This window comes from Lentzea kristufekii, from assembly GCF_033949925.1.
GTDB lineage: Bacteria > Actinomycetota > Actinomycetes > Mycobacteriales > Pseudonocardiaceae > Lentzea > Lentzea kristufekii.
In genome coordinates this window covers 188,423-212,213 of record NZ_JAXAVV010000013.1, presented here as the reverse complement: position 1 = coordinate 212,213, position 23,791 = coordinate 188,423, and the positions used below count along the sequence as shown (strand labels likewise).

At 68.0% G+C, this 23,791-nt stretch carries 19 protein-coding genes; 4 read left to right on the top strand and 15 right to left on the bottom strand.

The window, feature by feature from the left end:
• Nucleotides 1-184: 184 nt before the first annotated feature.
• Complete coding sequence (gene ndk, locus SK571_RS26580) at nt 185-595, bottom strand: nucleoside-diphosphate kinase (protein WP_319986805.1); 411 nt, start codon at nt 593-595, stop codon at nt 185-187.
• Between the two features lie 97 nt (nt 596-692).
• Here ndk and SK571_RS26575 point away from each other — a divergent pair, with 97 nt between their 5' ends.
• Both SK571_RS26575 and SK571_RS26570 read left to right on the top strand, forming a co-directional pair.
• Nucleotides 693-1,310, top strand: coding sequence for a hypothetical protein (locus SK571_RS26575; RefSeq protein ID WP_319986804.1), 618 nt, complete (start codon nt 693-695; stop codon nt 1,308-1,310).
• Between the two features lie 127 nt (nt 1,311-1,437).
• Nucleotides 1,438-1,839 (top strand): hypothetical protein, encoded by a 402-nt coding sequence (locus SK571_RS26570; RefSeq protein WP_319986803.1) that lies wholly within the window; start codon nt 1,438-1,440, stop codon nt 1,837-1,839.
• Nucleotides 1,840-1,887: 48 nt separating this feature from the next.
• Here the strand turns inward: SK571_RS26570 and SK571_RS26565 are convergent, their stop codons facing one another.
• From SK571_RS26565 to SK571_RS26505, 13 genes are all read right to left on the bottom strand, one after another.
• Complete coding sequence (locus SK571_RS26565; protein ID WP_319986802.1) at nt 1,888-3,330, bottom strand: DHA2 family efflux MFS transporter permease subunit; 1,443 nt, start codon at nt 3,328-3,330, stop codon at nt 1,888-1,890.
• A 40-nt stretch (nt 3,331-3,370) separates the two neighbouring features.
• Complete coding sequence (locus SK571_RS26560) at nt 3,371-3,853, bottom strand: MarR family winged helix-turn-helix transcriptional regulator (RefSeq protein WP_319986801.1); 483 nt, start codon at nt 3,851-3,853, stop codon at nt 3,371-3,373.
• A gap of 50 nt (nt 3,854-3,903) precedes the next feature.
• A complete protein-coding gene (pulA, locus tag SK571_RS26555) occupies nt 3,904-9,303 on the bottom strand; it encodes a pullulanase-type alpha-1,6-glucosidase (RefSeq protein WP_319986800.1) in 5,400 nt (1,799 codons plus the stop codon).
• A gap of 94 nt (nt 9,304-9,397) precedes the next feature.
• Complete coding sequence (locus SK571_RS26550; RefSeq protein ID WP_319986799.1) at nt 9,398-10,642, bottom strand: hypothetical protein; 1,245 nt, start codon at nt 10,640-10,642, stop codon at nt 9,398-9,400.
• Nucleotides 10,643-10,663: 21 nt separating this feature from the next.
• Nucleotides 10,664-12,172: an alkaline phosphatase D family protein gene (locus tag SK571_RS26545; protein WP_319986798.1), complete on the bottom strand. Its 1,509-nt coding sequence runs from the start codon at nt 12,170-12,172 to the stop codon at nt 10,664-10,666.
• A gap of 51 nt (nt 12,173-12,223) precedes the next feature.
• The gene (locus tag SK571_RS26540) at nt 12,224-12,646 is read right to left on the bottom strand and encodes a hypothetical protein (protein WP_319986797.1); all 423 of its coding nucleotides are present in this window, start codon (nt 12,644-12,646) and stop codon (nt 12,224-12,226) included.
• A gap of 43 nt (nt 12,647-12,689) precedes the next feature.
• Complete coding sequence (locus SK571_RS26535) at nt 12,690-13,388, bottom strand: ESX secretion-associated protein EspG (protein WP_319986796.1); 699 nt, start codon at nt 13,386-13,388, stop codon at nt 12,690-12,692.
• A 1-nt stretch (nt 13,389) separates the two neighbouring features.
• Nucleotides 13,390-14,709 carry a PPE domain-containing protein gene (locus SK571_RS26530; RefSeq protein ID WP_319986795.1) on the bottom strand — a complete coding sequence of 440 codons (1,320 nt, stop codon included), beginning with the start codon at nt 14,707-14,709 and terminating at the stop codon, nt 13,390-13,392.
• Nucleotides 14,706-15,311, bottom strand: a complete 606-nt coding sequence (locus tag SK571_RS26525) for a DUF3558 domain-containing protein (protein ID WP_319986794.1) — start codon at nt 15,309-15,311, stop codon at nt 14,706-14,708. Before SK571_RS26525 ends, SK571_RS26530 begins: the two co-directional genes overlap by 4 nt.
• A 13-nt stretch (nt 15,312-15,324) precedes the next feature.
• Nucleotides 15,325-15,621 (bottom strand): PE domain-containing protein, encoded by a 297-nt coding sequence (locus SK571_RS26520; protein ID WP_319986793.1) that lies wholly within the window; start codon nt 15,619-15,621, stop codon nt 15,325-15,327.
• Nucleotides 15,622-15,807: 186 nt separating this feature from the next.
• The gene (locus SK571_RS26515; RefSeq protein ID WP_319986792.1) at nt 15,808-16,215 is read right to left on the bottom strand and encodes a DUF4233 domain-containing protein; all 408 of its coding nucleotides are present in this window, start codon (nt 16,213-16,215) and stop codon (nt 15,808-15,810) included.
• On the bottom strand, nt 16,212-17,549 hold the full coding sequence (gene folC / locus SK571_RS26510; protein WP_319986791.1) for a bifunctional tetrahydrofolate synthase/dihydrofolate synthase: 1,338 nt from the start codon (nt 17,547-17,549) through the stop codon (nt 16,212-16,214). The genes SK571_RS26515 and folC overlap by 4 nt, the downstream gene beginning before the upstream one ends.
• Nucleotides 17,550-17,554: 5 nt before the next feature.
• Entirely contained in the window at nt 17,555-20,182 is a 2,628-nt protein-coding gene (locus SK571_RS26505) for a valine--tRNA ligase (RefSeq protein WP_319986790.1), read from the bottom strand.
• Nucleotides 20,183-20,317: 135 nt separating this feature from the next.
• On the opposite strand from SK571_RS26505, the gene SK571_RS26500 reads away from it, so the two are divergent.
• Nucleotides 20,318-21,190: a hypothetical protein gene (locus tag SK571_RS26500; RefSeq protein ID WP_319986789.1), complete on the top strand. Its 873-nt coding sequence runs from the start codon at nt 20,318-20,320 to the stop codon at nt 21,188-21,190.
• A gap of 149 nt (nt 21,191-21,339) precedes the next feature.
• Entirely contained in the window at nt 21,340-23,628 is a 2,289-nt protein-coding gene (locus SK571_RS26495; protein WP_319986788.1) for an FdhF/YdeP family oxidoreductase, read from the top strand.
• A gap of 1 nt (nt 23,629) precedes the next feature.
• Here SK571_RS26495 and SK571_RS26490 read toward each other — a convergent pair whose 3' ends face one another.
• Nucleotides 23,630-23,788: a hypothetical protein gene (locus tag SK571_RS26490; RefSeq protein WP_319986787.1), complete on the bottom strand. Its 159-nt coding sequence runs from the start codon at nt 23,786-23,788 to the stop codon at nt 23,630-23,632.
• Nucleotides 23,789-23,791 lie beyond the last annotated feature (3 nt).

The following is a 23,791-nucleotide window of genomic DNA, read 5'->3' as shown; positions in this document are numbered from 1 at the left end:
CCTTCTTGCATGTGGCCCGCTCTTGGTACGGCTCGTGACGAAGCCACCCCACCAACGCAAGCCAACTACGCAACGCGCCTCCGCCCAAAGCAACAGGCGTGCCATCTACCCACTCGTGGCGTAGACCCCGGCTTTGGATCAGATTGGCGGGGTCTGGGGCGGAGCCCCAGGAAGTCCCAAGCGATCAGAGGTTCGGGAACCAGATCTTGATCTCGCGCTCAGCCGACTCGACCGAGTCGGACCCGTGCACCAGGTTGAACTGGACCTCGGTCCCGAAGTCCCCGCGGATCGTGCCAGGCGTGGCCTTTTCGACGGGGTCGGTCCCACCGGCGAGCTGACGGAACGCGGGCACCGCCCGAACACCCTCAACGACGAGAGCGACCAGCGGCCCACCGGTGATGAAGTCGACGAGGTCGTTGTAGAACGACTTGCCGTCGTGCTCCGCGTAGTGCTGCTCGGCGGTGGCGCGGTCGGCGGTGCGCAGCTCCAGAGCGGCGAGCTTGAGGCCCTTGCGCTCGATGCGGGCGATCACCTCGCCAACGAGACCACGGGCAACGCCATCGGGCTTAACGAGAACCAGGGTGCGCTCGGACACGACGGTGTGACTCCTCGAAAACAGGTACGGGATGTGCGAACAGGGTAGCCGCGCACGTCGGGAGGGCTGTGACCCGGGATACGTCATAGTTCTGCGCGTGAGTTCAAAGCACACCGGATCAGCTCTGACCGGCGCCGCCGTCCTGTTCGTTCTGCTCAGGCTCCTCGCGGTGTCCCACTACGACTGGCACACCGCGTTCGCCCTGCTCCACACGCTGGAACTGGACGACGCGCCTGGTCTGTTCCTCGGCACGTTCATGGCCGACGACCGCATCAGCACGGTGCTGCTGATGATCGTCACCCCGGCGACGTTCTTCTTCTACCTCCGGACCCGCACGGATCCGGAACGCGCGAGCACGACGGCACTTCTCACGCTGATCGTGCTCATCGCGCTGATGGTGTCCCACACGCTGACGTACCACCGTTGGTGGATCTCCGCCGGTGCCGTCGCGATCGGTGCGGCCATGGTGCTGGCCATTCGCAACGCGCGCTGGCTGCTCAAGTGGTTCGCCTGGCTGCTGGCCGGTTCCGCGCTCGCGGTGGCCGCCGTCGTCAGCACACCGTGGGTGCCCAAGGAAAAGATCAACAACGTCGAGGAGGTCTACGTGTTCGAGACGAGCCCCGGCTTCCTCAAGGTGCTCAAGGCGAAGGACCGCGAGTTCACGATCCTTCGCACCGAGGACGTCCTGAAGCGTGAAGAGCTAACTGACCACTAACGACGGAACTGACAGGGAATTCCGCGCCTACTGGACAAAAACCACCGACCCGTAACAGCCGCGAACAGGCCTGCGAACTACCCCGTTGTACGCAACCGCCAGCGTCAACGAAAGTGGAGGACTGGACGTGGTCAGCGATTTCCCCGCCGGACTCGACAGGTCCGGACTCGATTACATCATGCGGCACAACAATGACGTGGTCGAGCTCGAACGCATCGAAGGTCCGGCCGCGCTTTGGAAGGTCACAGTCTCCGTCGAGGGTGGCGCGCCGGTCCAGTTGCTGGCCGACAACGGAATCAACGACATCTACTTCCAGGTCTTCGTGCAGATCGACACGGACCACCTGGCCGAGGCGTTGCGGGCGGTCCAGCCCTACGCGACGGTCGGAGTCGTGGTCATGAACGACTCCCTGTTCCTGCGCAGCTCGTTCTACATGGACTTCTCCAACGTCCACGCCGTGTCGAACACCCTGCGGGCCGTGGCTCTGGCTTGGACGGCGTACCAGCAGGTCGTCGCCGAGGCCGCGTGACAGGCCCCGGGTCGGTGGGCAACGCGTCACCCACCGACCCGCGTTTCGTCAGTGCACCAGCACGGGCTGGGCCTCGCGGTCGACGGTGACCTGCCGCAGCACGAACACCGCCAGCCCGAGAGCCACCGTCACGAGCGCCGCCGAGATCCAGAACGCCAGGTGGAAGCCCGAGGTCAGGGCTTCCAGGCGACCGACGCCCGAGGCGAGCAGCGACGACGTGTAGGTGGTCGAGGTCGTGGCCAGCACGGCCAGTCCCAGGGCGCCACCGACCTGCGCGGTCGTGTTCACGAGACCGGACGCCAGGCCCGCCTCGTCGTGCGCGGCGCCGGACATCGCCAGCGTCATCAACGCGGGGAACGACAGCCCCAGCCCGATGCCCAGCGGTGCCACGGCGGGCAGGATGTGCGCGACGTACGAGCCGTCGACCGGCACCTGCGTGAACACCACCATGCCGGCCAGCATGAACAGCAGGCCCACGATCAGCATGTTGCGTTCGCCGAAGCGGGTGTTCAGGCGTGCCGAGAGCGACACCGAGAACACCGCGATCGCGCCGGCAACGGGCATGAACGCCAGGCCGATCTGCAACGGCGTGTACTGCAGCACGAGCTGCATGTACAGCGTGCCGAGGAAGAACAGGCCGAACATGCCGGCGACCATGGAGATCTGCACCAGGTTCGCGCCGGTCACGTTGCGGGACTTGAACACCCGCAACGGCAGCAACGGCTTCGCGGCGGTCCGCTGGCGCTGCACGAATCCCGCCAGCAACGCCAGCGCGACGGCGCCCAGCCCCAGCGTGTGCGCGGAGTTGAAGCCGTAGTGCTCCGCCTTGACGATCGTGTAGACGCCGAGCATCACCGCGGCCACGATCAGCAGCGCGCCGAGGACGTCCGCGCCCTCACGCAAGCCGAGACCGACCGAGTCGGGCACCAGACGCACGGCCGCCACGGCGGCCACGATGCCGATCGGGATGTTCACGAAGAAGATCCAGTGCCACGACATGGCGTCGGTCAGCACACCGCCGAGCAGCAGGCCCAGGGACGCGCCCGCCGCCGCGACGAAGCTGAACACGCCAATGGCGCGCCTCTGCTCGTTGGGCTCGGGGAACATCGTCACGACCATGCCCAGCGTCACGGACGTGGCGAGCGCACCGCCCGCACCCTGCACGAACCTCGAAATGATCAGCATCTCGGCGCTGAACGAGAGCCCGCACAGCAGCGACGCCACCGTGAAGACGCCCAGGCCGATCAGGAACACCTTCTTGTGCCCGATCAGGTCGCCCAGACGACCCGCGAGCAGGAGCAGACCGCCGTAGGCGATCAGGTACGCGTTCACGACCCAGGCGAGTCCCGCCTGGCCGAACTTGAGGTCTTCCGCGATCGCGGGCAGCGCGACGTTCACGATCGTCTGGTCCAGCACGATCATCAACATCCCTGCGCACAGCACGATCAGCGCGAGCCAGCGCGAATCAGTTCTCGATCCCCCTGAAGTCATAAGAGGAACCGTAACAGATAGTTTTATACGGGACTATCTTCTACCCAACGGCATGACGCAGCGCACGTTTGCGCGGCGGCTTCTCACAGGCCACGGGAGTACCCAGACGGCCCTCGACCAGCCTCGTCAGGCCGTTGACCAGGCCCGCACGCTCGTCGTCGGGCAACGAGCCGAGCACGCTGCCAACAACATCCGCGTACAGGTCGTCGGCCTTCGCCACGATCTCGCGGCCTCGCTCGGTCACGACCACCACGCGGGCACGGCGGTCTGTCGGCGACGGCTTTCGCTCCGCGTAACCGGCGGATTCAAGGGCGTCCATCGTCACGACCATGGTCGTCTTGTCGATGTTGACCATGTCGGCGATCTCGGTCTGCGTGAGTCCCGCGTCCACCGCGCTGGACAGAACGCAGCGGGCTCGCGGAGTCAGTCCGATCTCCGCGAGCCTCGCCGTCAGCTCCGTCTCCAGCGCGTGGCCCGTCCGATGCAGCAGCATCATCAGGTCAGTACACCCCGTCGTGCCCATGGACACGACGGTACCAAACTAATCTGGAACGAAACTATTTCTCAGCGGGACTATCGCTCCAGCACCACGACCGAACGCGCGGCTCCCACCTTCTTCTCCCTGGTCAGCGGCTTCCAGTCGCCGGCGGGCAACGAGACGAGACGGTCCGTCTCGTAGGGGTTGATCACCACGAGCACTCCCTTGCGGGCGCCGTCCACGTCGGGGCCGGCCATGTCGTCGACGTGCATGACGATCACACCGGACTCCGCGGCGGGGAAGGACACCTTCTGCTGCACCAGGTCGGCCGACCCCAGCGAGAACAGGGGCGACGACTGGCGGATGCGCAGCAGTTCCAGGGTGGCGTCGAGCGAGGCCCTCATGTCCGCGGACGAAGGCTTGGCCATGCTCAGCAACGGCTTCGCGTACGGCCACTTCGACTCGTTGTCGGCCTTCGGAGGCAAGCCCCGGCCGAAACCGTTGTCGCGCAACGACGGGTCGTACGGGTTGAACCAGTCACCCGAGTCGTAGCTGTTGCGGTCCAAGGACTTCGAGCGCAGGAACTCGGTGCCCGCGTGCACGAACGGCCGCCCCTGCCCCAGCAACGCCGGAGCCAGCGAGACCGTCTGCATCTTCACGCGATCGGCCATCGAGGTCTCGGGCTTGAGCTTGTAGGCCAACGCGTCGAACAACGTCTCGTTGTCGTGCGCGTCGACGTATGTGATCGCCTCGAGCGGCTGCCCGGTGTACCCGGCGGGCGAACCGTTGTACTGCACGTCCCGCCCGGACACCACCGGCCCTGCCGTCGACTGGAACCGGTACGACGCCATGTTGCCGGCCATGCCCAGCTTCACCAGGTCGCTGTAGTTCTCCAGCCGCGCGGCCACGTTCCCGTTGGCGGGCGAGGAGTTCACGCCGCCTGCCAGTCCGGAGCCGATGCCCTGCACGCGCGGGTCGTCGTCGAACGGGCCGCCACCGCGCACGGCGTCGCGCAACCGGTCGCTGAACGTGCCGATGCCCGTCCCGGCCATGTTCGCCTGGGTGGCCTGCTCGAACCGGGCGTTGCCGGCGACCTCGCCGAAGTCCCAGCCCTCGCCGTAGACGCCGATCTTGCGCCCGTCCACGCCGTCACGTTCGACGGTCAGCGCGTCCAGAGCCGCCCGCACCGCGAGGATGTTCGCCTTCGGGTGGTGGCCCATCAGGTCGAACCGGAACCCGTCGACCTTGTAGTTGCGCGCCCAGCGCACCACGGAGTCCACGACGAGCTTGCCCATCATGGCGTTCTCGGTCGCCGTGTTCGCGCAGCACGTGGAGTTCGCCACCGAACCGTCGAGGTTGAGCCGCTGGTAGTAGCCGGGCACGACCTTGTCCAGCACGGACGTCGGTGCGTCGCCGAACGCGGCCGTGTGGTTGTAGACGACGTCCACCACCACGCGGTTGCCGTTGTCGTGCAACGACTTCACCATCTCGCGGTACTGCTTCGAGCGGGCCTGGCCGTTCTGCGCGTCCGCCGTGGCGTACGAGCCCTCGGGCACGTCGTAGTGGAACGGGTCGTAGCCCCAGTTGAAGCCGTCCTTCGCCGCGACGGCACCGACGCAGGCCTGCTGCTGCTCGGAGTCAGCCGGCAGCGAGGGCAGGTCGCAGGCCGGGGTGGCCTGGTCGGAGCGCTTCTCGGGAATCGTCGCGATGTCGAACGTCGGCAGCAGGTGCACGGTGTCCATGCCCGCCGCCGCCAGCGCCTTGAGGTGCTTCATGCCCGTCGAGTCACGGTGCGTGAACGCCTTGTAGGTGCCGCGGTCCGCCGCCGGGACGGACTGGTCGTTGATCGAGAAGTCCCGCACGTGCAACTCGGTGATCGCGCCGCCCATGCCCTTGGCGACGTCCTTCGACCACCCGGCAGGCATGGACCTGCTGTCCTTGAGGTCGGCGAACTGCGAGTGCGTCGAGTTCACCGACAGCGCGACGGAGTACGGGTCGGTGACGACGACCGTGCGCTGCCAGTCGGTGACCTCGAACTGGTAGTACTTGTTCTTCCAGTCGCCCGTGCCGGTCCACGAACCCGAAGCGTCGTCGCGCTTGAGCTGCACGACCTTCCTCGGTTCGCCGGAGGGCTGGTCGAACAGCCGCAGCTTCACGTTCCGGGCGGTGGGCGCCCACAACCTGACCGACGCGCGGCCGTGGTCGAACGTCGGCCCGAACGTCAGTTTCGTCGCGGCAGCGGCATAATGGTCGTCGAGCACGCCCGCGATCTGCACGCTCGTGCGGTGCCTGATCGCGCCACCCGCGTCGACGTGCACGGCGGAGAGCTTGTCCCGCAACGCCTCGTCGACGAACCCGCGGACGGCGAACACCGGCTTGCCCTTGAGGTGCGGGAACTGCGCGGGCACCTCCTCGGTCGTCGGAGACAACCGCAGCACCCGTGAGCCGTACTCCAGCCGGTAGCCGTCGGACTGCACCGACGGCACGTCCCAGACGACCTTGTCCTTCGAGATCCAGATCGCCTTGGCCTTGGTCAGGTCGTCATCGGCGGCCGGACCGGCGTTGGGCGGCAGCAGGTAGGTCTCGTTGCCCTGCAACTGCCACACCTCGTTGCCCTTCTGCCCCAGGTCGAGGAACTGGTCGGGGCCGGGATCCTTGGCGTCGCCGCGGTGGACGATGTAGCTCAGCCCCGCGGCTCCGGCGGCGAGCGGCACCGACCAGTAGACGCCGAACTGGTCACGCCCGTCCGGCACCCGCGACTGGTTCCAGCCCGGTGACGGCTCCGCGGACCCCGTCCAGTGGTACATCGTCCAGTCCGCGTAGTCGCCGTCCGGGCGGTTGTAGTGGATGACCGCCCGGTTCTCGGCCGCCGCCTTCGTGGCGTGCACCTTCCCACCGGCCACCCACGCGTGACCGCTCGCGAACTTGCCCGAAGCCTCCACGGTCGTGCCGCGCACGACCGAGAAGTCAGTGGTGGGCGGGAGTTCCGCGACACCGTTGGTGAACGGCACGTCACCCCGTCCGGAGACGCGGACCACAGCTCCGGTCGCGTCGCCGACGTAGTGCACGACCGCCTTGCCCGTGGCCGCCTGCTCGGACGCGTGCACCGCGGGGTCGCCCTGCTTCAGCCAGATTTCCGGCGTCACGCTCGGGTCGACGAACCGGTCGACCGACGTGTCCTTCTCGTCGCCCTTGTGCGCGATGAGACCGACCGACTTGGCGCCCGGCTTCAGCTTGACCCACGCGAAGCGCCCGTAGGCGTCCTCCCCCGCGAACGGCAGCGGCGCGTTCCACTCGGTCGGCGCCTCGACGTCGCCCCAGGCGTGCAGGCCCCAGCCGTCGTAGTTGTCCCGTGCGTAGTGCACGACCAGCCAGTCCGGGTTCTTCGTGCCGGGATCCGGGAGCGGCGGCGCGGCCACGAGCGACACGAACGCACCGTCCGCGCCGATCTCGCCGGACTTCGCCACCACGCGCAGCTCGACGCGCTTGCCCACGGCCGCGCCCGGAAGTGCCGACAGGTCAGCGAAAACGCGGTACGGAGCGGCGTCGTCGGTGCCGAGCACGGTCCAGTCGCGGGTGCCCTCGACCCGAGCGGCGAACGTGGCCGCCGCGTTGGGCGCGCTGATGCCGTCGGCCCTGAGCTCGACGCGCTCGTCCAGCACCGTTCCGGCCGCCGGGGTGACCAGGACGGGCGCCGGCTTCGACTTCACGACGTCGCTGGTGCCCTTGAGCACCACCGAGGACAGCGCGGGCACGGTCACCGTGACGCGGCCGTTCTGGACCTGCGCGTTCTCGAAGCCCGGCGAGGACACCGGCACGGTCACGGTGGCGGGCGAGGTGCCCGCGTTCGCGACGACGAGGTGCTCGCGGCCGAGGATGCGGCTGAACGCGAACACGTCGCCGTCGGCGTAGCGGAGCACCTGGTTGCCGTCACGCCACACGGGGTCGCGGTCGACCTGCTCGGCCAGCGCCTTGAGCTGCTGGTAGAGCGGGTGCGAGGTGGTGAAGTTGTCCTGGGCGCCGGTGCGATCGGACCCGATCAGCTTCTCCGCCACGTACTCCGGCGTCTTCGAGGCGAACATGTCCTGGCGCGCCAGCTTGTCGCCGCCCGTGCCCGCGAAGCCCTGCTCGTCGCCGTAGTAGACGACCGGGTTGCCGCGCCACAGGTACATCAGCTGGTTGCCGAGCTTGAGCCGCTCCAGCAGTTCGGCGTCCGAGATGCCGGGACGGTCGTTGCGGATCATCCACGCGATGCGGCCCATGTCGTGGTTGCCGAGGAACGTGGGCAGCGAGGACGCGTTGGAGTCGGCGTCGGTGTAGCGGTCGTCGTCGAGCAGGACCTCGCCGAGACGCTGGGAGCCCTTGCCGGACAGGAAGGTCAGCGCGCTGCTCTGGAACGGGAAGTCCAGCGTGGCCTGCATCCTGCCGTCGGTCGTGTACTTGGAGGTGTTCTCGGGCGAGGAGTCGAAGACCTCGCCGAACACGAAGAAGTCCTTCTTGCCCTTGCGGTTCGCGTACTGCTTCACGTGCGGCGCGAGGGCCTGCCAGAACTCCAGGTTGACGTGCTTGACGGTGTCGACGCGGTAGCCGTCGATGTCGAGCGTGTCGATCCAGCTGGTGAAGATGTCCTTCATGCCGTTGACCACGCGCGGGTGCTCGGTCATCAGGTCGTCGAGGCCGGAGAAGTCGCCCTGTTCGCTCGACTCGCCGGAGAACGTCGAGTCACCGCGGTTGTGGTAGAGCGTGGAGTCGTTGAGCCACAACGGGTACTTGGTCTGGCCGTCCCTGACCGGGGTGTACGGGAAGGACTTCTGGGCGTCGAGCTTCGGGAAGTCCTTGCGGCCCGCGTAGTCCGCGATGTCGAACGGCTTGCCGTCCGCGTCCAGGTACGGCTGCGCACCGGTCGAGACGTACTGGGTCTTGTTCTCCTCGTACTTGATCACGTCGGCGGTGTGGTTCGCGACGATGTCGAAGAAGACCTTGATGCCACGCCGGTGCGCGTCACGGATCAGGTCGCGCATCTCCTGCGTGGTGCCGAAGTGCGGGTCCAGCTTGGTGAAGTCGAGCGTCCAGTAGCCGTGGTAGCCGGCGGAGTCGCCCTGCACCCAGCGGTTCAGGAACATCGGCGTCATCCAGATCGCCGTGATGCCCATGCCGTCGAGGTAGTCGAGCTTCTGGTGCAGGCCCTTGAGATCGCCACCGTGGTAGAAGCCCTTGTCAGCGGGGTCGAACCCGTGCTCGGCGGCCTTCGAACGGCCCCGGTCGTTGCCCGTGTCCCCGTTCGCGAACCGGTCGGGCATCACGAAGTAGAAGCGTTCGCCCCGCAGGTCGTCCCGCTTGGGCGGCAACGCGAGTCTCGCATCCCCGTCGCGCACACCGGGCGCTATGTCCACCACCTCCCCCACGGCCAGACGTTGCGGTGGAGCGGCAACGGCCTGAACGGGTGTGAGGGGAAGCAGAACCAGTGCAGCGAGCGCGGCGACGACCCGACGCATCGCGACCTCCTTGTCGCAAACTCTTGCAGGGTTGCTGCACGAAACCACGACAAACAGCAGGAAACAATACGTCGGGCGTTGCAAATGTTTGCGATCAGCCTGCCGGACGTCGGTAGGTGATCGCCATCCGCAGCGGATGCGAGCGCCACTCGTTGACCGCGAGCCCGGCGATCACGCCGATGCCCTCGACGGACTCCGGCGTCGCGGGCGCGCTGCGGCTCGGCGAGCCCGCCAGCGGCCCCTCGGTCGGCGGCGGCGAGAACTGGGCGATGACCATCTGCTGGCCCTCGTGCGGCTGCACGGCCAGGAGGATGTGCGGATCGGCCTGCTCGCCCTGGTTCTCGATCGGTTCCAGGGACAGGAACTCACCGCGTTCCGCCGCCACCCCCGCCATCCGGCCGGCCCACTTGAAGGCGTCCATGACGTCGTCGTCGGAGAGCGCCGCGTCGGCCTCGGGCAGCGTGACCTGCTGCAGGCGCGTGCCGTGCGCAGTCATCTGGCCGTTGGTGGTGAAGCGGTCGGGAATCATCGCTTCGCCGGTCTCGACGTCGATGAGGAGCATGTCGCGGAACCGGGTCTCGGCGAGCGGCGACCGGCCCATGAGCCCGCGGCCGAGCATCTCCACGAGCTTCGGATCGGTCGTTCGCCAGTACGTCGTCCGCTCGCCGATCTGCAGGCCGACGAAGCCCTTGACCGGCAGGCTCGGCAGCGCCGTGATGAGGCTCTGACCAGGTGCTACCGGCGGTGGCGGCGCCTGCACCCGGAACGGCGGCAGCGAGGCGAATCCCGGATCCACCCGTGCCGTGCGGACGACGTGATGTGCCCACGCCCGCACACGAGTCAACGGGTGGTCGGGGAACCGTGCGTCGTGGCGGGGATCGTCGCCCGCGTGGAACGGCAGCACGCCCTCCAGTTCGGGCGCGTACGGGTGCGGCTTGACCCAGTTCTGGAAGCCGATCTCGGCCGCGAGGATCGCCTCCCGCGCGCCCGTCATGCCGCGTTCCACCGCGCCGAGCTGCAGCACGGCGCTGCTGTGCTCCTTGGGGATGGTGAAGGAGGCGACGAACGCCTGCCCGTTCGGCTGGTTCGGCAGCGGCATCTTGACGATCCGCAGCAGTGCCGGCGCCCCTCCGAGCTGGACGACGTGCGCCTCGATCAGGCAGCCGGTCTCGCCGTGGATCAGGGCGAGGTCGTGCCTGAGCCTCGGCAGGTCGTCCAGCCCGGCGGGCAGATCGGGGACCAGGCCGTAGTAGGCCAGTTCGGCCTGGTCACCGCTGGGGTGCTGCCAGGTGTTCTGGTCGAGCTGACGGAAGCCGGTGGTGTCGAACGAGATGGGCACCCACCGACCCTACGACTCCCGTCAGGCGGCCCTGAGCGTTTTGGACCAGAGGGAGGCGCCGGTCGCGTCGCGCAGCCACACCGTGAGCTCGTGCTGCGACGCCTTGACCTCGCCGAAGTGCTGGAACCCGTCCAGCGGCGTGGTGTTGGCGGCGGGCGGGGCGTGCACGAACACGGCCTGCGGTCCGAAGGTCGGGTCGAGCGTGTTCGGGCCGAACGCACCGGCGTGCAGCGGTCCGGACACGAACTCCCAGAACGGGTCGAAGTCGCCCACGGCCGCGCGGTCGGGCGAATAGTGGTGCGCGGCCGTGTAGTGGACGTCCGCCGTGAGCCACACGGTGTTCTTGACGCGACGACGCTTGAGTTCCCTGAGCACCCACGCGATCTCGTGCTCGCGGCCGTTGGGCGCGCCCGGCAGGCCGTTCGCGACGCCCTCGACGTCGGTGCCGTCCGGCACGGTCAGGCCGATCGGGAGGTCCGCCGCGATGATCTTCCACGTGGCGGTGCTGCGGCTGAGCCCGTCGACGAGCCACTTCGCCTGCTGGGCGCCGAGGATCACGCCCGGCTTGTCCTTGGGCGAGGTGTTCCTGTCCTTGTAGGTGCGCATGTCGAGCACGAAGATCTCGACGTTGCGGCCGTAGGAGAACTTCCGGTGGACGCGGCCGTCCACCGCACGCGTCCGGTCGATCGGCATCCACTCGTGGAACGCCTGGAAAGCCCGCTGTGCCAACACGTCCACGCGCTTCTCGGTGTAGAGCGGGCTGGTGAGGATCTCGCCCGGATACCAGTTGTTCGTGACCTCGTGGTCGTCCCACTGCGCGAAGACGGGGACCTGGGAGGCGAAGTGCTTCACGTTGTCGTCGAGGAAGTTGTAGGCGAACTGGCCGCGGTACTCGTCGAGGGTCTCGGCCACCTTGGACTTCTCCGGCGTGACGACGTTGCGCCAGATCCGGCCGTCCGGGAGCGTCACGCTCGCCTGCATCGGACCGTCGGAGTAGACGCTGTCGCCGCTGTGGATGAAGAAGTCCGGCCTGCGGTCGGCCATCGCCTTGAAGATCGGCATGCCACCGATGTCCGGGTTGATGCCCCAGCCCTGGCCCGCGACGTCGCCGGACCACACGAACCGCACGTCGTCGCGACCGAGCGGGGCGGTGGTGAAGCTGCCGGTGACCGGTTCGCTGCACGTGCGTCCGTCCAGGTCCTCGGCCGTCACGCGGTAGTGGGCGGTGCGGCCGGGCAGCAGGCTCGACACCCTGACCTGCCCGGTGCCCCCTGTCTCGGGTGTGAGCAACGGACCGCGGAGGCGGCGGGAGTGCCGGAACTTCGGGTCGTGGGACACCTCGACGAACATCCGCGAGGGACGGTCGGCGCGCGTCCACACGATGCCGCCGTCCCAGGTGACGTCGCCGGACTGCACGCCGTGGGTGAGGATCGGACGGTCGGACTTCGCGAGGCTGATGCCCGAGGGCACCAGCGCCGCGGCCGTCCCGAGTGCGCCTGCCTTGAACAACGTACGACGGTCGAAGGTCATGCGCGGTTTCTAGTCGCCGGTTCTGGCCGGCTCTGAAACCCGGGGTGAACTTCAGCAGCGCAGGTCGGTCCAGCCCGAGACGTAGCCGCCGCCCGGCACCGTCACGCTGGAGACCGCGCGGGTGCACTTGTCGAGCGTGGTCGCGCCGGCACCCCACAGCTCCTGCCTGGTGCCGCTGCGGATGTCGCCACCGGGGTACTCCTCTCCGCCGTCGATCACCGCGATCCAGTTCGAGACGCGGTAGGAGTGGTTCCTGGCGTAGGAGTCCCAGACCCAGGTGTAGGCGAAGTTCTTGCCGCACCCGGCGAACTGCTTGACCGACGCGATGGTCGCGCCCTGGTACTTCACGTACCCCGTGCTGCCGATCTGCTTGGCAGAGGCACAACCGGGGACGGTCTCGGCGTTGGCGGTGCCGGCACCGACGGACAGCAGCGTCGCGGCCAGTGCGGCGGCGATGGCGAATGGCTTTCTCACAGCCACGACGCTGGTGCAGTCCGGTTATGGGACGGTAAATCCGTTATGCGAGGCGCTTGAGCCAGTCGGTGATGATCTGGCGCGACGCCGGGGTGGCGTGCACCCACGTCTGCTGGTTCTGGTCGGTGTACTTGACCACGAGCCAGCGGCCGTCCTCGAAGTCGATCGTGGTGAGGAAGGTCTTGGCGCGCTGCCTGCCCTCGCCGTCGTGCTTCGCCGCGTAGAGCTTCGCCGTGCCGTTGCGGGGCTGGGCGAGCAGCTGGCGCAGCGAGATCGACGGCGACGCCTTGCCCGGCTGGTGCAGGTTGATCTCGGTCTCGTGCACGTTGATCGACGCGCCGCGGCCCGCCGGAACGTCCGGCAGCTGCATCGCGAGGACCTCCGGCGCGTTCTCCGGCCGGATCGGGTGCAGCTGCACGAACCCGTTGTCGTGCAGGGCGAGCACACCGTGCTGCGAGTTCGCCGCGACCACCACGGGCCTGGTCTCGTTCGGCGTGACCGCGATCCAGGCCGAGTAGTCGTGCTCCGCCTTGGCGATCAGGTGCAGCGTGCCCCGGACGTCCGGGTGGTCGAGCCCGACCCGGCGCAGCTCACCGATGACGTCGCGCTCGATGAGCACGCGTTCGTCCTCGGTCTCGCCGGGCGAGTCGACGGAGAGCGCGGGGTGGTACTGCCCCAGCTTCTCCTGCTTCCACAACACGTCGAAGGCGAGGTCGGACAGTTGGATCGACGACCGAAGCACGTCAGCCCCCGATCGTCGGCGGTGCGACCATCGGCATGTCGCCGATGATCTCGTTCGTGTTCTCCTCGGTGACGAGGTAGTCGGCGGACTTGTGCTCCAGGTCGTCTTCTCCCTGGCCCTTCTGCCCTTGACCACCCATGCCGCCCATGCCGGCCGCGCCGCCTCGTCCCGCCGCGCCTGCCGCTGTGCCGCGGGCCGCGTTCTGGCCGGTCTCGCCGATGCCGCCGAACACCCCGGCCTTGCCTCCGGGCTGCTGGGCCGCCGTGCCACCGGCCGTCGCGCTGCCGCCACCGACTCCGCCGAGGCCGCCGCCACCGACCTTGCCTCCGGCACCTCCGGCACCGCTGCCACCGCCGAACTTGCCGCCCGCACCGGGGCCGCCGCCGACGCCGCCGCGGCCACTGCCGCCAGGACCTCCCGGGCCGCCGGGGCCGTTCGGACCGCCGATGTTCGGGCGGACGGGCACGCCGATGGGCGGGAGGCCGGTGTTGGCCGGCCGGTCGATCACGCTGCCGACCGGGGGCTTGCCGGTGAGGTTGTCGACACCGGGCCTGCTGGTGTTGCTGGTGTTGCTGGTGTTCGTGGTGTCCGACGAGCTGGTGGTGGTCTGGTCGCCGTTGGTGGTCGGCACGGTCCAGGGGGTGCCGGTCGTGCTCTGCTGCGTGCTGGTCGAGGAACTGCTCGAGGTGCTCGACGTCCGCGTGTTCGTCGTGCTGCTCGTCGTGGTCTTCTCTTCGCCGTTGTGGCCGCCGGTTTCGGCGATCTCGACCACGAGGCTGTCGGTCGTGACGCCGGGGAACTCCTTGGGCAGCTCACCGCGGTTGGTGTTGCTGGCGCTCTGGAACTCCTTGTAGACCGCGCGGTTGTGGGCCTCTTCGGCGTTGTAGCTGTTGACCTTGTCCTCGGTGTCGGTGTCCCAGGGGGTCGCGTCGTCCCAGAAGCTCGTGTCCGGCTTGCTCGCCGGCATGTCCTTGAGCTGGTTCTTGTTGAAGTTGAACTGGTAGACCTGGTTCGAGATGGAGTGGTCGGCCTGCCGCAGGGCGTCCTGCATCTGGACCATGGCCTGGTTGATCGGGTTGGCGGCGGCCTGAGCGGCGTCCGCGCTCGAACCGGTCCACGCCTCACCCAGCGTCTCGCCGACCCGCTTCAGCCTGGCCTCGATGCCGGCGTAGCTGCGCTCCAGGTCCTTCGCGGTGGTGGCCGCGATCTGCGCCGACCCGGTGCCGGGGCCGCCGTGCATCTGGGAGTAGATCTGCGCTCCCGAAAGCCCCTCGGCTCTGGTGTTGTCCTCGGTGAAACAGCTGGGCGCGGGCCGTGTCATTTCGCACCTGCCTTGATCGTGGTGATGGCGAGATCGGCGAACTCGGTGACCGCGGCACACGGGTCCGCGAACTTGGGGCTGCCTTCTTCGCTCTGGAACGAGAAGAGGATCGCTTTCACGTCGGAAACCCCGACCAGGACGGAACAGTCCCCGCTCTTGCGGAGATCCGCGACCAGCGCCATGTAGGCCGGGTAGCCCTGGATCGCGGGCAACTGCTCGAACGCCTCGTAGGTCGTGTCCTTGTTGGGGAGGATGGTGGAGAGGTTCGTGCCGTCCGGCAGGAACGCGAGCCCGGGCGACATCTTCGCCGGGGTGTTCACCCCCACCCAGACGCATCCCCCGCCGGCCGCGGTGTTGTTCACCCTGCCGGTGACTCCGGGAAGTCCGAAGGCCTGCACCTGAGCCGGGGTGAGCGTGCCGCACGCGGCGGATTCGGCGGCCTTCACGTCGAGCGGGTTCTCGATCTTGGGAGCTCCGCCGCCGTTGCCGGTGCCGCTCGGCTGGGTGGCGGTGGTCGGCGTGCCGGTCGTGCCACCGCTGTCGCCGCAGCCGGTCAGCAGTGCGAGTGCTGCGGCTCCTGCGGCGATGGTTCGGATGCGCAACAGCTCAGTCCTTCTACTTGAGGTTGTCCCGGTTGCCCTGCTCGGTCTGCTCGTACTGGCGCAGCGTCGCCTTCAGGTTCTCGATCCGGGTGGTCAGGGTCTTCTGCAACTGGTCGTTGGACAGCTGGTGCCCCTTGCCCGCGGCATTCGCCCAGTTCGCGTAGACCTGGCTCGGGGTGTCCCGGCCGGCGCCCTTGATGGTCGTCAGGACCTCGCCGTTGAGTTGAGCGACCACGAGGTCTTCCTTGATCGACTCGTACTCCTTGATAGCCGCGCGCAGCGTCTCCAGATCGACCTTGGTCCCACTCATCCCCAGTGCCCTCCCCGCAGATTCGTGCGCCCAGCAGCATAGCGCCAGGTCGGGGGGCCAGTCCTGGTTTCGAAGCACGAACGGGTGAATACGAAGAACCCTCGCCGTCGCATTGCGACGAGCGAGGGTACGAATGTGGAATTCGTTCGAAGGCGTTGTTGTCGAATTGCGCGGAAATGCGCTCCGTCAGGACTGCTGTTCGGACTGCTGCTGTTGTTGCTGCGCCGGAAGCCGGCCCTCGGCCATGCGCTTGAGCAGGTCCTTGCGCAGCCACAGCAGGTACGCCCAGACGAGCCCGAAGATCACGCCGATCACGCCCATCGCCGGCAGCAGCAGCCAGGTGGCGATCAGCAGCACGTGCAGCCCCACGACGGCGCCGATCGCCCACGGCTTGCGGACGAAGGCGCACATCGCGATGAACACCGCGATGAAGCCGAACGCGACCCAGCCCACCAGGGACGTGACGCCGCCGTGCAGCTTGGCGATCACGGGCAGGGCCAGGGCCACGACGATGACCTCGAGGATCAGCGTGCCGGCCATGATGCCCCGGAACGCCTTCATCGGGTCTTTCTTCAGAGGGGCCGGGGTGGTCATGCCGGCTCCTTTCCGAACAGGGCGCGGGCCTCACCGGCGGTGACGACGGAACCGGTGACGATGATGCCGCCGCCGGACTGTTCGTCCTCGATGAGGTGGATGGCTTCCTCGATGGCGTCGACCAGGCGGGGACGCACCTCGAAGCGGTCCTCGCCGAAGATCGGCACGGCCAGGCCGGCCAGCACGTCCGGGTCCATGGCGCGGGGCGAGGAGTTGGTGGTGATCACCAGTTCCTGCACGACCGGCTCCAGCGCGGCGAGGATGCCCTCGGCGTCCTTGTCGGACATGACGGCCACCACGGCCACGAGCTTGCGGAAGCCGAACTCCGACTCCAGTGCGCGGGCCAGAGCGGCGGCGCCGTGCGGGTTGTGCGCGGCGTCCACGAAGACGTTGGGCGCGGAACGGACGCGCTCCAGGCGGCCCGGCGTGACGACCGAGGCGAAGCCCTCGCGGACCATCTCGATGTCGATCTTGCGCTCGGGGCCCGCGCCGAAGAACGCCTCGACGGCGGCCAGCGCCAGCGCGGCGTTCGCTGCCTGGTGCTGGCCGTGCAGCGGCAGGAAGATGTCCTCGTAGACGCCGCCCAGGCCCTGCAGCGTGATCATCTGGCCGCCGACGGCCACCGACCTCGACAGGACGCCGAACTCGCTGCCGAAACGGGCCACCATCGCGTCCACCTCGGCGACGCGTTCGAGGATCACCCTCATGACCTCGGGCGTCTGCTCGCCGACGATCGCGACGGAGCCCGGCTTGATGATGCCGGACTTCTCCACCGCGATGTCCTCGGGACGGTTGCCCAGGTACTCGGTGTGGTCGACACCGATCGGGGTGAGCACGGCGACTCGGGTGTCCACGATGGACGTCGCGTCCCACGTGCCGCCCATGCCGACCTCGACCACGGCGACGTCCGCCGGCGCTTCCGCGAAGGCCGCGTAGGCCATGCCGGTGAGCACCTCGAACTTGCTCAGCCGGATCTCGGACTGGGAGTCCACCATCGCGAGGTACGGCTCGATGTCGCGGTAGACCTCGACGTAGCGCTCAGGCGAGATCGGCTGGTTGTCGATGCTGATCCGCTCGGTCGCGAGCTGCAGGTGCGGGCTCGTGAACCGACCGGTGCGCAGGCCGATGCGCGTGAAGAGCGCATCGACCATGCGCGACGTCGACGTCTTGCCGTTCGTGCCCGTCAGCTGCACGACCGGGTAGGACGTCTGCGGGTCGCCCAGCACGTGGGCGAGTGCGGAGATGCGGTCCAGCGACGGCTCGAGCTTGGTCTCGGGCCAGCGCTGGTTGAGCTCGTTCTCGACGTCGAGGAACTCGTCGAGGTTGGTTTCCACGGTTCTTACGCCTCCGGCAGCGCGGCCAGGCGCTCGTTGATGCGGGCGATCTCGGACTCGGCGACGGCCTTGCGGTCCTCGATCTTGGCCTTGACGTCGGCGGGCGCCTTGGCGAGGAACGCCTCGTTGCCCAGCTTCTTCGTCGTGCCCTCGAGTTCCTTCTGCGCCGCGGCCAGGTCCTTGGCGAGGCGCTTGCGCTCGGCCGCGACGTCGATCGTGCCGGACAGGTCCAGCTCGACCTTCACCGCGCCCTTGGGCAGGCCGACCTCCAGCGTCGCGGAGACGGTGAACTCCTCGCCCGGCTCGGTCAGCCGCGTCATCGCGCGGACCGACGGGACCTGGTCGGTCAGGCCGACGCAGCACGCACCGCGGACCTTGCCCGCGACCTTCTGGCCGGGCTTGAGGCCCTGCTCGGAACGGAACCGGCGGATCTCGGTCGCGAGCTTCTTCAGGCCCTCGATCTCGGCCAGCGCGTCGAGGTCGCGCTCGGCGCCGGACGCCTTCGGCCAGTCGGCGACCACCAGCGACTCACCGCCGGTCAGCGACGTCCACAGCGTCTCGGTGATGAACGGGATCGCCGGGTGCAGCAGACGCAGGACGACGTCGAGGACATGACCCAGGACGGACTGCGTGGCCTCGGCGCGGCCCTCCGCGATCTGGACCTTCGCGATCTCCAGGTACCAGTCGCAGAACTCGTCCCACGTGAAGCTGTACAGCGCCTCGCAGGCACGGGAGAACTGGAACGCCTCGAAGTTGGAGTCCACAGTGGACACCAGCGCGTCGAGCTCGTCGAGGATCCAGCGGTCGGCCGCCGTCAGCTCCTCGCGGGCGGGCAGCGGACGGGCCACCGTCGCACCGTTGGCCAGCGCGAACCGCGTGGCGTTCCACAGCTTCGTGGTGAAGTTGCGGGACCCCGCCGCCCACTCCTCGGCGACGGCCATGTCCGAACCGGGGTTCGTGCCGCGCAGCAGCGTGAAGCGGGTGGCGTCGGCGCCGTAGCGCTCCATCCAGTCCAGCGGGTCGATGCCGTTGCCCTTGGACTTCGACATCTTCTTGCCGTACTGGTCGCGGATCAGACCGTGCAGGAAGACGTGGTCGAACGGCTGGACCTCGTCCATCGCGTACAGGCCGAACATCATCATCCGGACGACCCAGAAGAACAGGATGTCGTAGCCGGTCGAGAGGACCGAGGTCGGGTAGAACTTCTTGAGGTCCTCGGTGGACTCCGGCCAGCCCAGGGTCGAGAACGGCCACAGGCCCGAGGAGAACCACGTGTCGAGGACGTCCTCGTCCTGACGCCAGCCCTCACCGGTGGGCACCTCGTCGTCCGGTCCGACGCAGACGACCTCGCCGTCGGGGCCGTAGAAGACCGGGATCCGGTGGCCCCACCACAGCTGACGCGAGATGCACCAGTCGTGCAGGTTGTCGGTCCAGTCGAAGTACCGCTTGTTCAGCTCGGCCGGGTGGATCTTGGTGCGGCCGTCGCGGACGGCGGCGGACGCGGCCTCGGCGATGGTCTCGACCTTGACCCACCACTGCAGCGACAGGCGCGGCTCGACGACCGTGTTGCACCGCGAGCAGTGCCCGACGGAGTGGACGTACGGCCGCTTCTCCGCGACGATCCGGCCCTCGGCGCGCAGCGCGGCGACGATCGCCGGACGCGCCTCGAAGCGGTCGAGGCCGAGGAACGGGCCGTTCGCGGTGATCGTGGCGCGGCCGTCCATGATCGTGAGGTTCGGCAGGCCGTGGCGCTGGCCGATCTCGAAGTCGTTCGGGTCGTGGGCGGGCGTGACCTTGACGGCGCCCGTGCCGAACTTCGGGTCGACGTGCGCGTCGGCGACGATCGGGATGCGACGACCGGTCAGCGGCAGCTCGACCTCGGTGCCGATGAGGTGCTGGTAGCGCTCGTCGTCCGGGTGGACGGCGACCGCGGTGTCACCCAGCATCGTCTCGGCGCGCGTGGTCGCGACGACGATCGAGTTCTCCCCGTCGCCGTACCGGATCGAGACGAGCTCGCCCTCGTCCTCGCTGTGGTCGACCTCGATGTCCGACAGGGCGGTCTGGCAGCGCGGGCACCAGTTGATGATCCGCTCGGCCTGGTAGATCAGGCCGTCGTCGTACATCTTCTTGAAGATCGTCTGGACGGCGCGCGACAGCCCCTCGTCCATGGTGAAGCGCTCACGCGACCAGTCGATGCCGTCGCCGAGCCGCTTCATCTGGTCGAGGATCTTGCCGCCGTACTCCTCTTTCCACTCCCAGACGCGCTCGACGAACTTCTCGCGCCCGAGGTCCTGCCGCGACAGGCCCTGCTTCGCGAGGTCGCGCTCGACGGCGTTCTGCGTCGCGATGCCGGCGTGGTCCATGCCCGGCAGCCACAGCACCTCGTAGCCCTGCATGCGGCGGCGCCTCGACAGCGCGTCCATCACGCTGTGGTTCATGGCGTGGCCCATGTGCAGGCTGCCGGTGACGTTCGGCGGGGGCAGCACGATCGTGAACGGCGGCTTGTCGCTCTTGACGTCCGCCTCGAAGTACCGCCGGTCGACCCACCGCTGGTACAGCTCCGCCTCTACCTCCGCCGGAGTCCACGCGGCGGGGAGGTCAGGACGCTGGGTTGCGGTGTCGAGTTCAGTCACAGCGCAGAAGTCTACGGAGCCCGGGGTCTCGACTTGAAACGAGATACCTGATAACGGCACGGCGGCAACCGGGACCCCGTCGACGACGTGATCTCCCGTGACCGATGATGTGCGCCGATCATCCTGGGGGAACACATGAGTCACGATCTCGAAGACCATCCTGACCTGAAGGACGCGGCCTGGATCCGCGCCGCGAACAGACGGGCCAGACGGGACGTCCGCAAACAGCGCCGCCAGGCACGGATGCGCAGGCACGGCGGCAAGATCGTCTCCGCCGTCGCCCTCGTCGTCATCGGCGCGGTGCTGTTCGGGCTGTACCAGACGGGCAGGTTCGGCGACGTCCGCGACATCTCGCTGCCGGACGTGGACCTGCCCCACGTCGGCGCGAACGTGCAGATCCCGTTCGCGAACACGCCCGCCGAGCAGTGGGCCGACGGCGAGAAGGGCATCGTCGCACCGGACGCCAACCCCGTGTTCGAGCAGGTCAAGCAGGCCATCATCGCGTCACGACTGGACCCGGCCACGCTCAGCGAGCACAAGCCGGACAGGTTCGTCGCGATGCTCTCACCGCAGATGCGCGAGCACGTGGCGAAAGACGGCCTCGCGAGCTGGGTGACGAGGCTGAAGCCGGGCACGAAGCTGCTGCCCAACGGCATCAAGGTGTCCGGGAAGATGTCGCTCGGCGAGAAGGACGGCTATCCGGCCGTGATGACGGACTACGTGTTCGCGTACGCGTTCGAGCCGCCGGACCCCAAGAAGCTGTTGAGCCAGCTGGACATGGTCGCGGCCACCCGCGAGCAGGCCACGTACCTGGTGATGCCGGACGGCCTGTGGCTGTCCTCGCTGGACAACTACTACTACTCGATGGGGTGCAAGGCGGCCAAGGAGGGCTTTCTCGCTCCGCAGTTCACCGAACCCATCCCGGCCTCCTCCACGGGCGCACCCGGCGACGAGAAGAAGTACTTCTCCGTCGACACCGCGATCCCGGCCGAGATGTCCTGCGATTGATCACTCTTTCAGAGGTGCCGGGACGCAGTGACGGCGATCACAATTGACCGTCACGGACCGTTCAACCCCTTGGGGCCCGTGACGGGCGACGCCGCCGCGTTCTTCGGGGGCGCTGGCGGCGCCGACGTCGATCAGCGAACAATGGACGCATGAGCAGCAAGCCCCCGCAGCACGACGTCGACGAGTCCGCGCTCGAAGTCAGCACCCCAAAGACCTGGGCAGCGGGTATTCCCGGTGTGCTCGTGTCGCTCGACCGCGCGGTCGAGCAGATGGGTGTCGGGCGCACGGTCAAGACGTTGCGACTGCTCAACCAGCGTGAAGGTTTCGACTGTCCTGGTTGCGCGTGGCCCGAACCGCAGGGCCACCGCAAGATGGCGGAGTTCTGCGAGAACGGCGCGAAGGCCGTCGCGGAGGAAGCCACCAAGCGCCGGATCGGTCCCGAGTTCTTCGCCGAGCACTCCCTGGAGAGCCTGCGGACGAAGACGGACTACTGGCTCGGCCAGCAGGGCCGGCTCACCGAACCGATGGTCCTGCGGCCCGGTGCGACGCATTACACACCGATCGGCTGGGACGCCGCGTTCACGCTCATCGCCGACGAGCTGACAGCGTTGTCATCCCCGGACGAGGCGATCTTCTACACCTCCGGCCGCACCAGCAACGAGGCCGCGTTCCTCTACCAGCTGCTGGTCCGCTCGTTCGGCACCAACAACCTCCCGGACTGCTCGAACATGTGCCACGAGTCGTCCGGCTCCGCGCTCAACGAGACGATCGGCATCGGCAAGGGCTCGGTGTCCATCAAGGACTTCGACCTCGCCGACCTGATCGTGGTCATCGGCCAGAACCCCGGCACGAACCACCCGCGCATGCTCAGCGCCCTGGAAGACGCCAAGAAGAACGGCGCGAAGATCATCGCGATCAACCCGCTGCCGGAAGCGGGCCTGATGCGGTTCAAGAACCCGCAGAACGTCGCGGGCATCGTCGGCAGGGGCACCGCGCTGTGCGACGAGTTCGTGCAGATCAGGGTCGGCGGCGACCAGGCGCTGTTCCAGGCGATCGGTCACCTGCTGCTGCAGTGGGACAAGCTCGACAAGAAGTTCATCGAGGCGAAGACCCACGGGTTCGAGGAGTACGCAGCGAGCCTGCGCGAGCTCGACTGGGACCGCGTGATCGCCGCGACCGGCCTGACCCGCGAGCAGATCACGCGCGTGGCCGGCATGTTCGTCGACTCCCAGCGCACGATCGCTTGCTGGGCCATGGGTCTCACGCAGCACAAGCACAGCGTGCCGACGATCCGCGAGATCACGAACGTCATGTTCCTGCGCGGCATGATCGGCAAGCCGGGCGCGGGCCTGTGCCCGGTGCGCGGCCACTCGAACGTGCAGGGCGACCGCACGATGGGCATCTACGAGAAGATGCCGGAGAAGTTCCTGCAGGCCCTGGAGAGCGAGTTCAGCATCTCCGTGCCGCGCAAGCACGGGTTCGACACCGTCGACGCGATCAACGCGATGCGCCACGGCCGCGGCAAGGTGTTCATCGCGATGGGCGGCAACTTCGTCAGCGCCACCCCGGACACCCCGGTGACCGAGAAGGCGCTGGAGCAGTGCTCCCTGACGGTGCACGTCTCCACGAAGCTCAACCGCTCGCACGTGGTGCACGGGAAGACGGCGTTGATCCTGCCCGCACTGGGCCGCACCGAGAGCGACGTGCAGCACACGGGCGAGCAGTTCGTGACGGTCGAGGACTCGATGTCGGTCGTGCACCGCTCACGGGGCCGCCTCAAGCCCGCGTCGGACCAGCTCCTGTCCGAGGTGTCGATCGTCTGCCGGCTCGCGCGCAAGACGCTCGGCGCCTCGCACCCCGTGGCGTGGGAGGAGTTCGAGAAGGACTACGACGTCATCCGCGAGCACATCTCCCGCGTGGTGCCGGGCTGCACCGACTACAACACGCGCGTGCGTCAGCCCGACGGTTTCGTGCTGCCGCACCCGCCGCGTGACTCGCAGGAGTTCGCGACGGCGACCGGCAAGGCGAACTTCACGGCGAACGAGATGACGGTCATCGAGGTGCCGCAGGGCCGGCTGCTGATGCAGACCCTGCGCAGCCACGACCAGTACAACACCACGATCTACGGCCTGGACGACCGCTACCGCGGCGTGAAGGACGGCCGTCGCGTCGTGTTCGTGAACCCGGACGACATCGCCGAGCTGGGCTTCCAGGACGGTCAGATGGTCAACATCGTCTCGGAGTGGAAGGACGACCCGACGGGCGTCGTCGAACGCCGCGCCGAGTCGTTCCGGATCGTCTCCTACTCGACCGCGCGCGGGTGCGTGGCGACGTACTTCCCGGAGGCGAACCCGTTGGTGCCACTGGACTCCAAGGCGGACATCTCGGGCACGCCGACCTCCAAGTCGGTGATCGTGCGGCTCGAAGCCGCAGCCTGATCTACGCGTGCCGGACCCGGACGAAGAGCCATAACCGGCGTCGTTCGGGTTCGGTCTCGACCTTCTCGGCCTTCTTGACGAGCCGGCGCGCGGCCGCGTCGGCCTCGAACTCCTGCTGACGGTACTTCGCGATAGCAAACGCTTCGTGGTGCGGGATCATGTC